The following is a 13865-nucleotide window of genomic DNA, read 5'->3' as shown; positions in this document are numbered from 1 at the left end:
CAGATCAAGCGTCCAGTTCAGCCCAGCGCTCGACCAGTGCGTCCAGCTCGACCTGCAACTGCTCCAGATGCGCGATGACCTTGGCGGTTTCGGCAGCAGGTCGCTGGTAGAAGCCGGCGTCAGCCATCTCGGCTTCCACCGCGGCGATCTGCTGTTCCTTCGCGTCGATGTCACCCGGCAGCGCCTCCAGCTCACGCTGCAGCTTGTAGCTGAGTTTTTTCTTGGCCGGTGCCGGGGTCGCCGCGGCAGCTACCGGGGCTGGCTCGGCCTTGACCACGGCCGAATTCAGGTCGGCCTTGCCAGACTTGCTTTCGGTTACTCCCAGCAGACGCGGCGAGCCGCCCTGGCGCAGCCAGTCCTGATAGCCACCGACGTATTCACGCACCAGGCCTTCGCCTTCGAACACCAGGGTGCTGGTGACCACGTTGTCGAGGAATGCCCGGTCGTGGCTGACCATCAGCACGGTGCCGTTGAAGGTCAGCAACACCTCTTCCAGCAACTCCAGGGTTTCCACGTCCAGGTCGTTGGTCGGTTCGTCGAGCACCAGCAGGTTCGCCGGCTTGCTGAACAACTTGGCCAGCAACAGACGGGCGCGCTCGCCACCCGACAGCGCCTTGACCGGCGTACGGGCACGCTGGGGGCTGAACAGGAAATCGCCAAGGTAGCTCAGCACATGGCGGCTCTGGCCATCGATGTCGATGAAATCGCGGCCTTCGGCGACGTTGTCGATCACGGTCTTTTCCAGGTCCAACTGATGGCGCAACTGGTCAAAGTAGGCGACGTCGATCTTCGTGCCCTCTTCCACCTTGCCATTGGTCGGCACCAGGCCACCGAGCATCAGCTTGAGCAAGGTGGTCTTGCCGGTACCGTTGGCACCCAGCAGGCCGATGCGATCGCCACGCTGCAGCACCATGGAGAAGTCCTTGATCAGGAACGGGCCGCCCGGGTGCGCGAAACTCACGTTCTCAAGGACCATCACCTGCTTGCCGGACTTGTCAGCGGTATCCAGCTGGATGTTGGCCTTGCCGGTGCGCTCGCGACGTTCACTGCGCTCCATGCGCAAGGCCTTGAGCGCCCGCACACGGCCTTCGTTGCGGGTGCGACGCGCCTTGATACCCTGGCGAATCCAGACTTCTTCCTGGGCCAGTTTCTTATCGAACAACGCGTTAGCGGTTTCTTCCGCCGCCAGCGCCGCTTCCTTGTGCACCAGGAAGCTGGCGTAGTCGCCGTTCCAGTCGATCAGGCCGCCACGGTCCAGTTCAAGGATGCGGGTCGCCAGGTTTTGCAGGAAGGAACGGTCGTGGGTGATGAACAGCACCGCACCCTGGAAGTCCTTCAAGGCTTCTTCAAGCCAGGCGATGGCGCCGATGTCCAGGTGGTTGGTCGGTTCGTCGAGCAGCAGCAGGTCCGGCTCGGACACGAGGGCCTGGGCCAGCAGGACGCGACGACGCCAGCCGCCGGACAACTCGGCCAGGGTCTTGTCGGCCGGCAATTGCAGGCGGCTCAGGGTGCTGTCGACCAGTTGCTGCAGACGCCAGCCGTCTCGGGCTTCAAGGTCGTGCTGCACGTGCATCAACTTGTCCAGGTCGGCATCGGTGACGATGTTCTGGCTCAGGTGGTGGTACTCGGCCAACAGCGCGCCGACACCGTCCAGGCCTTCGGCGACCACATCGAATACGGTCCGCTCGTCGGCCACCGGCAGTTCCTGGGGCAATTCGCCGATTTTCAGGCCTGGCGCGCGCCAGACCGAGCCGTCATCGGGCTTTTGATCGCCCTTGACCAGCTTCATCATGCTGGACTTGCCAGTGCCGTTGCGGCCGATGATGCACACCCGCTCACCACGGGCGATCTGCCAGGACACCTTGTCCAACAACGGCATAGCGCCGAAAGCAAGGGACACATCGCTGAATTTGAGCAGGGTCATGAGCTTCTCCAAAAACCGGGCGCGCATTCTACCTGAGATGAGGCCTCAAGGTTCCGCCAATTTCGCCACCGAAGCACTCTGCATAACAAATGTTGCGAACTTGCACCGACGGCCCTGCAAAGCTTTCGCCGGCTGCTGGCAAAAGGCTAAGCTACAGACAGTTACCCTGGGTTACCCCTTGGGCTTGTCATGTTTTTTTATGCCCGGACGTCTCATGCGCAGTCGCCTTTTAAGTGTTTTATCGTGTCTTTTTGTATGTGCCACTGCCGTTCAATCCGCGCAGGCGGTGGATATCTCCACTCAACGCCAATATTACGACGAGGCCAAGCGCGCCTTGGCCAAGGGTGATTCCGGCCCTTACTTTCGCTACAGCCAGGCCCTGCGTGATTATCCGCTGGAACCCTATCTGGCCTACGACGAATTGACCGCTCGCCTCAAGAGCGCCAGCAACGCCGAAATCGAGAAGTTCCTCGCCGAACATGGTGACCTGCCCCAGGCCAACTGGATGAAATTGCGCTGGCTGCGTTGGCTGACCGAACGCGGCGACTGGGAGACCTTCGTCAAGTATTACGATCCCAAGCTCAATTTCACCGAACTGGACTGCCTTAACGCCCAGTACCAGCTCAGCCATGGCTTGAAGGCCGAAGGCTATGCCAATACCGAAAAGCTGTGGCTCTCCGGTAAATCCCAGCCCCAGGCGTGCGATGCCTTGTTCGGTCTATGGGCCTCCCAGGGCCAGTTGACCGAACAGAAACGCTGGGAACGCACAAAACTGGCGGCCCAGGCCCGCAACTACCCGCTGGCCAACAGCCTGGTCAGCGGCCTGACCACCCTCGCCCCCCGCGGCAAGCTGCTGGTGGACGTGGCGCAAAAGCCCGAGTTGCTCAACCAGCCCTCGCGCTTCATCCCGGCCGATGAGCCGATGTCCGATATCGTCAGCCTCGGCCTGCGTCGCCTGGCCCGCCAGGATCCGGAAAAGGCCATGGCACTGCTGGACGGCTACGCCAGTACCATGCATTTTTCCCGTGATGAAAAAGTTGCGATTGCCCGGGAAATCGGCCTGACCCTGGCCAAGCGCTTCGACAGCCGGGCCTTGGACGTGATGACGAAATACGACCCGGAACTGCGCGATGACACCGTTTCGGAATGGCGCTTGCGCCTGCTGCTGCGCCTGGCCCGCTGGGACGACGCCTACCAACTGACCCGTCGCCTGCCCGAGTCGCTGTCGAGCACCAATCGCTGGAGGTACTGGCAAGCCCGCACGCTGGAACTGGCGCAGCCGCAGAACCCCGAAGCGCTGGCGCTCTACAAGCACCTGGCCCGTGAACGGGATTTCTATGGTTTCCTGGCTGCCGATCGTTCCCAGTCACCGTACTCGCTAGTCAACAAGCCGCTGGTGATGAGCCAGGCGCTGATCAACAAAGTGCGCAACACCCCTGGCGTGCGTCGGGCGCTGGAATTTCATGCCCGTGGGGACATCGTCGACGGGCGCCGCGAGTGGTATCACGTCAGCCGTCATTTCAACCGCGACGAAATGGTCGCCCAGGCCAAACTGGCGTATGACCTGAAGTGGTATTTCCCGGCCATTCGCACCATCAGCCAGGCCAAGTACTGGGACGACCTGGACATCCGCTTCCCGATGGCCCACCGCGACACCCTGGTGCGCGAAGCCAAGATCCGCGGCCTGCATCCAAGCTGGGCGTTCGCCATTACCCGCCAGGAAAGCGCCTTCATGGACGACGCCCGTTCCGGCGTCGGTGCCGCCGGCCTGATGCAACTGATGCCTGGCACCGCCAAGGAAACCGCGCGCAAGTTCAGCATTCCCCTGGCCTCACCACAGCAAGTGTTGAACCCGGACAAGAACATCCAGTTGGGCGCGGCGTACCTGAGCCAGGTTCACAGCCAGTTCAACGGCAACCGCGTCCTGGCCTCGGCGGCCTACAACGCCGGCCCCGGTCGCGTGCGCCAGTGGCTGCGCGGCGCCGACCACTTGAGCTTCGACGTCTGGGTCGAAAGCATCCCGTTCGACGAAACCCGCCAATACGTGCAGAACGTATTGTCGTACTCGGTGATCTACGGCCAGAAACTCAACTCGCCGCAACCGCTGGTGGATTGGCATGAGCGGTATTTCGATGATCAGTGATTATTAGCAAAAGCGGTTCCTGAGGAGAAAAAAATGCCCGCATCGAAAGATGCGGGCTTTTTTTTGCTCGCTCCCACAAGGGACCATACTTAGTCGGTTGCCGCCTCCAACCCCACATTGAACTGCAACGCCGCCAGCCGCGCATACAGCGCATTGCTGGCAACCAGCTCCTGGTGAGTGCCCACCGCAACCACCTTGCCTTGATCCATCACCGCGATCCGGTCAGCGTTTTTCACCGTGGCCAGGCGGTGGGCGATGACCAGGGTCGTGCGGTTTTTCATCAGGTTGGGCAGGGCTTGCTGGATCAGGTGTTCGCTTTGCGCATCGAGGGCGCTGGTGGCTTCGTCCAGCAGCAGGATCGGCGCGTCCACCAGCAACGCCCGGGCGATGGCCAGGCGTTGGCGTTGACCGCCGGATAACCCGAGACCACCGTCACCCAGGTGGGTCTGGTAGCCGTCGGGCATTTTTTCGATGAAATCGTGGGCGTGGGCAATCTGCGCGGCCTCACGCACCTGCTCGGACGTTGCGCCAGGGTTGCCGTAGCGGATGTTCTCTTCGACCGTGCCGAAAAACAGTGCCGGATTTTGTGAAACCAGGGCGAAGTGACGGCGCAGGTCCAACGGATCAAGTTGAGTCAACGGCACGTCGTCGATCAGTATCTGCCCTTGCACCGGATCGTAGAAACGCAGCAGCAGGTCATACACCGTTGACTTGCCCGCACCGGAAGGCCCGACCAGGGCCAGGGTCTCACCGGCCTTGATAGTCAGGTCGAGGCCGTCGACCGCATAGCTGTCAGGCCGGGAGGGATAGGAAAAACGCACGCCTTCGAGGCGCAGGTCGCCCCGGACCCGCTCCGGCAACGTGACAAGACCTGAAGCCGGCGGCTGGATAATGTTCTCCGAACGCAGCAACTCGGCAATGCGCTCTGCCGCACCCGCCGCCCGTTGCAGCTCGCCGATCACCTCGCTCAGGGTGCCGAAGGCACTGCCGACGATCAGGCTGTAGAACACGAATGCCGCCAGCTCACCGCCGGAAATCCGCCCGGCGATCACATCCATGCCGCCGACCCAGAGCATCACCCCCACCGCGCCCAGCACCAGCACGATCACCAGGGTGATCAGCCAGGCCCGCTGGGCGATGCGCTTGCGGGCAGTGTCGAAAGCCTGTTCCACCGTCACGGAGAATCGTTGTTCGTCCTGGACCTGGTGGTTGTAGGCCTGCACGGTCTTGATCTGCCCAAGGGTTTCGGAGACGTAGCTGCCGACGTCGGCAATCCGGTCCTGGCTCTGGCGCGACAAGCTGCGCACCCGACGACCAAAGACCAGGATCGGTGCCAATACCAGCGGCAGGGCAATCACCACGATGCTGGTCAACTTGGGATTGGTGATGAACAGCAGCACGATGCCGCCTACCACCATCAAGGCGTTGCGCAAAAACAACGACAGCGACGAACCGATCACCGATTGCAGCAAGGTCGTATCGGCGGTCAGCCGCGACTGGATTTCCGAACTGCGGTTGTTTTCGTAGAAACCGGGGTGCAAGTACACCAGATGGTTGAAGACCTGCCGCCGGATATCGGCCACCACCCGCTCGCCGATCCAGGACACCAGGTAAAAACGTGAAAACGTACCGATCGCCAACCCCACCACCAGTACCATGAACAGGCCGATGGATTGATTGAGCAGGTGCGGTGAGCGGGTCATGAAGCCCTGATCCACCAGCAACCGGATGCCTTGGCCCATGGACAAGGTAATACCGGCGGTGACAATCAGGGCCAGCAAGGCGCCGACGACCTGTTTGCGGTAAGGGGCGATGAAGCCGCTGGCCAGGCGTATGGCACGGCGATGTCGGGAAGAAAGCATCAAGGGCATCCGATAATGCAGCAGGAAAAAGGCCGGCCAGCGACGCCAAAGCGTAGCGGAACCAAATTGAATCAGAATGAGTCAGGTTAAATATGACCACAACGACTAGAGGCTAGATGTTATCGGTCTAAAGTCTGGCTGGAAACGCAACTATGTTTCTGATTGAGTGGAGGTGTCGCCATGAACCTACAAGGAGTGTCATGGCTCGGTCACCTGGCGACATTAAAGTAGGCACACAACCTGATGAGGAGACAGGCCATGTCCTTGCAACACAGCAGCGACGACAAGATTCAAGTAATCCGCACGCAACCGGACCAGTCTCTGGGCTGCTCGTTCATCGATGCCCAAGGGCGCGAAGTACCGATCACCGAAGACATGATCCAGAAAGCCTGCAGCGAGCTGGAAAAACGACTGGTCAAGCCTGCCGAACAAAAGTGATACAGCCCGTCTTCAATTGGACCCGACCTTGATGTCGGGTTTTTTATGCCTGCGAGAAACGTTGTGGGAGCAAGGCTTGCCCGCGATGCAGGCACCTCGGTCCCCTGACCGCGTCATCGTTCATCGCGAGCAAGCTTTGCTCCCACAACCCAGCGCTGTCACGATCTGTTGCAAGGCCGCCGACTGCCCCTCGATACCAACCTTCAGGCTGTCGATTTCCCGCCGTGGCGGGTAGTGCTTGCGCAAGGCGTCGAACGCGCTGCGTTGTTCGCCGACTGTGCCCACCAGGCTGCGGCGAAAGTTCGCGTCGTCACCACGGGGGTCGTACACGCTCCGGCACAGCGCCGCCAAGGCCCAGGCCGGGTCGGTTGCGGCATCCAGGGTGATGCCACCCAGCCAAGGCCGAGGCAACAGGTCGCTGAGGCTGACTTCAACCGGCCGCTCCATGAAAGCGCACAAGGCCTGGTAGATCTGGGCGGTGCCACGCTGGCGGCCATCGAGACTGTAACCGGCAATGTGCGGGGTGGCGATCACGCACAAATCGGCCAGGTCCACATCCACGGTGGGCTCCTGCTCCCAGACATCCAGCACCGCTTGCAGGTCTTCGCGTTCCAGCAACACTTCACGTAGCGCGGCATTGTCGATCACCGGGCCGCGGGCCGCGTTGATCAGCCAGGTCCCGGGCTTGAGCTGGTTCAGACGCGCTTCGTCGAACAGGTGCCAGGTCGGTTGCTCGCCGTCGCGGGTCAACGGTGTGTGCAGGCTGATCACATCGCACTGCTCGATGATCTGCTCCAGGCTCACATAGTCGCCCCCTTCGGCGGCCTGACGCGGCGGATCGCAGACCTTCACGGTCCAGCCCAGCCCCTTGAGCACCTCGATCAACCGCCCGCCCACCTGGCCTGCGCCGATCACACCGAAGGTTCGTTGCTCAAGTTGCGCGCCTTCGATTTCTGCCAGGGTCATCAGGCTGCCCAGCACATAGTCCACCACGCCACGGGCATTGCAGCCCGGCGCGCTGGCCCAGCGGATACCAGCCTCGGCAAGATAGTCCAGGTCCAGGTGATCGGTGCCGATGGTGCAGGTGCCGACGAAGCGCACCTTGCTGCCTTCCAGCAGCGCCCGATTGACCTGGCTGACCGAACGCACCAGTAGCACATCGGCTTGCTCGACCATCGTCCGGTCGATCCCCCGGCCCGGCACCCGGCGGATTTCGCCGAATCCTTGGAAAAATGCATCAAGCAGGGGGATGTTTTCGTCGGCGACGATCAGCATGGCAAAGCTCCTTTGGCGGGAGGGGCAGTGTAGGCGTTCCGTTGGGCCTGTGCATTACCCGGAGCGAATGATGTTGTGGCGAGGGAATGTATGTGGGAGCAAAGCTTGCTCGCGATGCCGGCGCCTCGGTTCCTCGGCAGACCGCATCATCTTCATCGCGGGCAAGCCTTGCTCCCACAGGTGCTCGAAAACTGAAAAAACGATTACAAATCCACAACACAGGATTTTTCCTGACCACTGTGTCAAAGCGTAGAATTCGCCGCCTTGCGCTTAATCTTTTCGGACGCTTTCCCTGTGAACCCTGCAATCGATACCCCACCACCCTCTCCCGCCCGGCCCGGGTTCGTCTTGAACTCAGGACCTTGCTGGCCCTGGCCTTGCCGATCATGGTGGCGCAACTGGCAACCACCGCCATGGGGTTTGTCGATGCGGTGATGGCCGGTCGGGTTGGCCCGCGGGACCTGGCCGCCGTGGCCCTGGGCAACTCGATCTGGGTGCCGGTGTTCTTGTTGATGACCGGCACATTGCTGGCGACCACCCCGAAAGTTGCCCAGCGCTTCGGCGCCGGTACGTTCGACGAGATCGGGCCGCTGGTGCGCCAGGCGCTGTGGCTGGCATTGGTGGTGGGGTTGATCGCCACACTGGCGCTGTTCAGCGCCGAACCGATCCTGCACATCATGAATGTCGACCCCGAACTGATTGGCCCATGCATGGAATACCTGCGGGGCATCGGCACGGGCCTGCCGGCCGTGGCGCTGTATCACGTACTGCGCTGCTTCAGCGACGGCCTGGGACGCACGCGGCCAGCGATGGTGCTGGGGCTGTGCGGGCTGGCGCTGAACATTCCGCTCAATTACATCTTCATCTATGGGCACCTCGGCGTGCCCGCCATGGGCGGCGTCGGTTGCGGCTGGGCCACGGCCATCGTGATGTGGGTCATGGCCCTGGGCATGGCCGGGTGGGCCCGCTGGGCACCGGCCTATCAGTCGAGCCGGCTGTTCAGCCGTTTCGACTGGCCGCAATGGGCGGTCATCAAGCGCCTGCTGGGCATCGGCTTGCCGATTGGCATTGCGGTGTTCGCCGAATCGAGCATTTTCGCGGTGATCGCGCTGCTGATCGGCAGCCTCGGTGCCACGGTGGTGGCCGGGCACCAGATCGCGCTGAACTTCAGCTCCCTGGTGTTCATGATCCCCTACTCCCTGGGCATGGCCGTCACGGTGCGGGTCGGCCAGGCCCTGGGTCGTCGTCAGCCTCGCGAAGCGCGCTTCGCCGCTGGTGTGGGCATGGGCACGGCCCTGGCGTACGCCTGCCTGTCGGCGAGCCTGATGTTCGCGCTGCGCGGGCCTATCGCGGCGATCTATACCGCCGATCCGGTGGTGATCGACGTGGCTTCGATGCTGATCGTCTACGCGGCGCTGTTTCAGTTTTCCGATGCGATCCAGGTCACGGCGGCAGGCGCGTTGCGCGGCTTCCAGGACACCCGGGTAACGATGATCCTGACCCTGTTCGCCTATTGGGGCATCGGCCTGCCGGTGGGTTACGCCCTGGGCCTGACCGACTGGCTCGGTGCCGCCAGCGGCCCGAGCGGATTGTGGCAAGGCCTGATCGTGGGCTTGAGCTGCGCGGCGCTGATGCTGTCGATCCGCCTGGCACGCAGCGCGCGCAAGCAGATCCGCATCAGCCGCTCGACGGATTAAGCGAGTTTCTTGCGGATCCAGTAGAGGTAAGTGCCCGCTTCCTCCTGCTGGGCCACCAGTTCGTGGTCCAGGAACACGCAAAACTTGGGGATGTCGCGGCGAGTCGAGGGGTCGGTGGCGATGACTTTCAGCAGGCCACCGGGGGCCAGGTCGCGGATGTGCTGGTGCAGCATCATCACCGGTTCCGGGCAATTGAGCCCCGTGGCATCCAGCGTGCCGTCGACCGGCGTGTCGTTCATTTCACTCATGTTCTACTCCTGAAACTGGCCGGCATTGTCGCGCAATGTCGGTTCTGAGCAAAGCCTGTGGGGCGGCAAACATGTGAGAGCAAGACTGTGGGAGCAAGGCTTGCCCGCGATGCAGGCACCTCGATCTCCGGACCGCGTCATCGTTCATCGCGAGCAAGCTTTGCTCCCACGGGGCTTTTTCGTGTCCAACCGCCGCAGATGGCACGTCACTTCCTCGCGGTCGTGGTACAGCTGCTTGCAACCGATCTCGACCTTGATCCCCCGAGCCTTGAACCCCTCGGCGATGCGTTCGAGCAGGCGTTTGACCTCGGCATAACGCTGTTTCATCGGCAGCTTGAGGTTGACCACGGCCTCGCGGCAATGCCCTTCGCCAATCCACTCTTCCAGCATCGCCGCGTTGCGTGCCGGTTTCTCGACGATATCGCAGACCATCCAGTCCACCGGCTGCTTGGGCTTGAACGTGAAGCCGTCTGCCATCAGATGCTGCACCAGGCCGGTGTCCATCAGGCTTTCGGCCATCGGGCCATTGTCGATGGCGGTCACCAGCATGCCCCGGTTGACCAGTTGCCAGGTCCAGCCACCCGGCGCGGCGCCGAGGTCCACGCCGGTCATGTCGCTGTGCAGGCGCTCGTCCCACTGATCCCGGGGAATGAAATGGTGCCAGGCCTCTTCAAGCTTGAGGGTGGAACGACTCGGCGCTTCCCGGGGAAACTTCAGGCGGGGAATGCCCATGGGCCACATCGCCGAGTTATCGGATTCGGCCAGGCCCAGGAACACTTCGCGGCCACTCTTGAAAGTCAGCAGCAGGCGCGGCTTGCGCGAGTCGTCCACCAGCTTGCCGGCGCCAATCAGCGCCTTGCGCAACGGGCCTTCGAATTTTTTGCAGAAGTTCGACAGTTCCTTGCCGTCGTTGGTATCCACCACTTCCAGCCACAGGCTGCCACAGGTCGGGAAAGCGGCCATGTGGGCCAGGATGACGCTGATGCGATCGGTTTCCGGCAAATCGATGAACGTACCGCGCGCCCACTGGCGCGGAAAAATCAGTTCGGCGAAACGCTGGCCGCCCATCAGCCGCTCGGCGCCGTCGTCTTCGGTGCAGACAAATTCAGCGCAGGCACTGGCCGGTTTGGCCTTGGCGTAGCCGGCCACGTTGAGCCGGGCCGCGTGTTCGGCGATCTCGGAACAGACCTCGCCTTCGAAGCCTGGCCGGCAGTGCATGAAAAGCGTGTTCATTGAAACTCCGTAGCAAAGCCTGTCACGAAAACCGCCGCATGATAGCGGAGTTCGGAACCGCGAACCTGCCCATAGAGTCCAGTGATTAGTCATACGCTCAAAACAGGGCTAGGTTAAAGGCTCTGTCCGTTCCGTCAGTCCGTAGCCGTGCGGACTCAAAGGAGTGATTTCAATGCCGTCCCTCGATAGCCTGAAAACCCTTAAAACACTGCAAGTCGACGCCAGGACCTACCACTACTTCAGCCTGCCGGATGCCGCCCGAAGCCTGGGCGACCTGGACAAACTGCCCATGTCGTTGAAGGTACTGCTGGAAAACCTGCTGCGCTGGGAAGATGAAAAAACCGTCACCGGCACCGACCTCAAGGCCCTGGCCGGGTGGCTCAAGGAGCGCCGTTCCGACCGCGAGATTCAATACCGCCCCGCCCGGGTGTTGATGCAAGACTTCACCGGCGTCCCCGCCGTGGTCGACCTGGCCGCCATGCGCGCCGCCGTGGAAAAGGCCGGCGGCGATCCCCAGCGGATCAACCCGCTGTCGCCGGTGGACCTGGTGATCGACCACTCGGTGATGGTGGACAAATTCGCCAGCAGCCAGGCGTTCGAGCAGAACGTCGACATCGAAATGCAACGCAACGGCGAACGCTACGCCTTCCTGCGTTGGGGCCAGAGCGCTTTCGACAACTTCAGCGTGGTGCCGCCGGGCACTGGCATCTGCCATCAGGTCAACCTCGAATACCTGGGCCGCACCGTGTGGACCAAAGAGGAAGACGGTCGCACCTACGCGTTCCCCGACACCCTGGTGGGCACCGACTCCCACACCACCATGATCAATGGCCTCGGCGTGCTGGGCTGGGGCGTCGGCGGGATCGAGGCGGAAGCCGCCATGCTCGGCCAACCGGTGTCGATGCTGATTCCCGAGGTCATCGGCTTCAAACTCATCGGCAAGCTGCGCGAAGGCATCACTGCCACCGACCTGGTGCTGACCGTCACGCAGATGCTGCGCAAGAAAGGCGTGGTGGGCAAATTCGTCGAGTTCTATGGCGACGGCCTTGCCGACCTGCCCCTGGCCGACCGCGCCACCATCGCCAACATGGCCCCGGAATATGGCGCCACCTGCGGTTTCTTCCCGGTGGACGATGTGACCCTGGATTACTTGCGCCTGTCGGGACGCCCAGCGGAAACGGTGAAATTGGTCGAGGCCTATTGCAAGGCCCAGGGCCTGTGGCGCTTGCCCGGCCAGGAACCGGTGTTCACCGACACCCTGGAGCTGGACATGAGCAGCGTCGAAGCCAGCCTCGCCGGACCGAAACGCCCGCAGGACCGGGTCTCGTTGCCGAATGTCGGCCAGGCTTTCAGCGACTTCCTGGGGTTGCAGGTCAAACCCACCAGCAAAGAAGAAGGTCGCCTGGAAAGTGAAGGTGGCGGTGGCGTCGCGGTGGGCAATGCCGATCAGGTGGGCGAAGCCGAATATGAATTCGAAGGCCACACCCATCGCCTGAAAAACGGCGCGGTGGTGATTGCCGCCATTACTTCGTGCACCAACACCTCCAACCCCAGCGTGATGATGGCCGCCGGGCTGCTGGCGAAAAAAGCCGTGGAGAAAGGCCTGACCCGCAAGCCTTGGGTCAAGAGTTCCCTGGCGCCGGGCTCCAAGGTGGTCACCGACTACTACAAGGCGGCCGGCCTGACCGAGTACCTGGATAAACTTGGTTTCGACTTGGTGGGCTATGGTTGCACCACCTGCATCGGCAACTCCGGACCATTGCCGGAGCCCATCGAAAAAGCCATCCAGAAAGCCGACCTGACGGTGGCCTCGGTATTGTCAGGCAACCGCAACTTCGAAGGCCGGGTGCATCCACTGGTGAAGACCAACTGGCTGGCCTCGCCGCCACTGGTGGTCGCCTATGCCCTGGCCGGCACGGTGCGTATCGATATCAGTAGCGAGCCGCTGGGCAACGACCGGGACGGCAAGCCGGTGTACCTGCGGGACATCTGGCCCAGCAGCCAGGAAGTGGCCGCCGCCGTGGCCCAGGTCAACACCAGCATGTTCCACAAGGAATACGCCGCCGTGTTTGCCGGTGACGAGCAATGGCAGGCCATCGAAGTGCCGCAAGCGGCGACTTACGTCTGGCAGGACGACTCGACCTACATCCAGCACCCGCCGTTCTTCGACGACATCGACGGGCCGCCACCGGCTGTCAGGAACGTCGAAGGCGCCCGGGTCCTGGCCCTGCTGGGAGACTCGGTGACCACCGACCACATCTCCCCGGCTGGCAATATCAAGGCGGACAGCCCGGCCGGTCGCTACCTGCGCGAACAAGGCGTGGAGCCGCGAGACTTCAACTCCTACGGGTCCAGGCGCGGCAACCACCAGGTGATGATGCGCGGCACCTTCGCCAATATCCGCATTCGCAACGAAATGCTCGACGGCGAAGAAGGCGGCAACACGATCTACATTCCCAGTGGCGAACGAATGCCGATCTACGACGCCGCCATGCTGTACCAGGCCGCGGGCACACCATTGGTGGTGATCGCCGGCCAGGAATATGGCACCGGGTCGAGCCGGGACTGGGCAGCCAAGGGCACGAACCTGCTGGGGGTCAAGGCGGTGATCGCCGAAAGCTTCGAGCGTATCCATCGCTCCAACCTGGTGGGCATGGGCGTGCTGCCGTTGCAGTTCAAGCTCGACCAGAACCGCAAGAGCCTGAACCTCACGGGCAAGGAAACCCTGGACATCCTCGGGCTCAACAACGTCGAACTGACGCCGCGCATGAACCTGCCCCTGGTCATTACCCGCGAGGACGGCAGCCAGGAGCGAATCGAAGTGTTGTGCCGGATCGATACCTTGAATGAAGTGGAATATTTCAAGGCCGGCGGGATCCTTCACTATGTGTTGCGGCAATTGATTGCCAGTTAAAGATAAGCACCCCCTGTGGGAGCGAGCTTGCTCGCGATAGCGGTAGAACAGCCAACATCGATGTTGACTGACAAGCCTCTATCGCGAGCAAGCTCGCTCCCACAGGTTCTGCGGCTGCCTGACCGTCATTA

General features: G+C 62.2%; 9 protein-coding genes. 4 read left to right on the top strand and 5 right to left on the bottom strand.

Annotated elements, in window-relative coordinates; genetic code table 11:
* Positions 1-4 precede the first annotated feature (4 nt).
* Positions 5-1924 (bottom strand): ATP-binding cassette domain-containing protein, encoded by a 1920-nt coding sequence (locus KI235_RS09480; protein ID WP_003199634.1) that lies wholly within the window; start codon positions 1922-1924, stop codon positions 5-7.
* Positions 1925-2138: 214 nt separating this feature from the next.
* On the opposite strand from KI235_RS09480, the gene KI235_RS09475 reads away from it, so the two are divergent.
* Positions 2139-4067, top strand: a complete 1929-nt coding sequence (locus tag KI235_RS09475; RefSeq protein ID WP_003199632.1) for a transglycosylase SLT domain-containing protein — start codon at positions 2139-2141, stop codon at positions 4065-4067.
* Positions 4068-4156: 89 nt separating this feature from the next.
* Here KI235_RS09475 and KI235_RS09470 read toward each other — a convergent pair whose 3' ends face one another.
* Positions 4157-5938, bottom strand: a complete 1782-nt coding sequence (locus KI235_RS09470) for an ABC transporter transmembrane domain-containing protein (protein WP_013692620.1) — start codon at positions 5936-5938, stop codon at positions 4157-4159.
* Between the two features lie 249 nt (positions 5939-6187).
* Here KI235_RS09470 and KI235_RS09465 point away from each other — a divergent pair, with 249 nt between their 5' ends.
* Positions 6188-6367, top strand: a complete 180-nt coding sequence (locus tag KI235_RS09465) for a PA1571 family protein (RefSeq protein WP_003199629.1) — start codon at positions 6188-6190, stop codon at positions 6365-6367.
* 120 nt (positions 6368-6487) lie between these two features.
* Here the strand turns inward: KI235_RS09465 and pdxB are convergent, their stop codons facing one another.
* A complete protein-coding gene (gene pdxB, locus KI235_RS09460) occupies positions 6488-7642 on the bottom strand; it encodes a 4-phosphoerythronate dehydrogenase PdxB (RefSeq protein ID WP_003199627.1) in 1155 nt (384 codons plus the stop codon).
* A gap of 254 nt (positions 7643-7896) precedes the next feature.
* On the opposite strand from pdxB, the gene KI235_RS09455 reads away from it, so the two are divergent.
* Positions 7897-9339: an MATE family efflux transporter gene (locus KI235_RS09455; RefSeq protein WP_280527343.1), complete on the top strand. Its 1443-nt coding sequence runs from the start codon at positions 7897-7899 to the stop codon at positions 9337-9339.
* Here KI235_RS09455 and tusA read toward each other — a convergent pair.
* Both tusA and rlmM read right to left on the bottom strand, forming a co-directional pair.
* The gene (gene tusA, locus KI235_RS09450; protein ID WP_003183455.1) at positions 9336-9587 is read right to left on the bottom strand and encodes a sulfurtransferase TusA; all 252 of its coding nucleotides are present in this window, start codon (positions 9585-9587) and stop codon (positions 9336-9338) included. The genes KI235_RS09455 and tusA overlap by 4 nt on opposite strands.
* 144 nt (positions 9588-9731) lie before the next feature.
* Positions 9732-10820: a 23S rRNA (cytidine(2498)-2'-O)-methyltransferase RlmM gene (gene rlmM / locus KI235_RS09445; protein WP_003199623.1), complete on the bottom strand. Its 1089-nt coding sequence runs from the start codon at positions 10818-10820 to the stop codon at positions 9732-9734.
* 172 nt (positions 10821-10992) lie between these two features.
* Between rlmM and acnA the strand changes: the two genes are divergently transcribed.
* The gene (acnA, locus tag KI235_RS09440) at positions 10993-13734 is read left to right on the top strand and encodes an aconitate hydratase AcnA (RefSeq protein WP_003199621.1); all 2742 of its coding nucleotides are present in this window, start codon (positions 10993-10995) and stop codon (positions 13732-13734) included.
* Positions 13735-13865 lie beyond the last annotated feature (131 nt).

The organism is Pseudomonas sp. St386, from assembly GCF_018325865.1.
GTDB lineage: Bacteria > Pseudomonadota > Gammaproteobacteria > Pseudomonadales > Pseudomonadaceae > Aquipseudomonas > Aquipseudomonas brassicacearum.
Note: the sequence above shows the minus strand (reverse complement) of the source record. Positions and strands in the feature narration are given on the sequence as shown.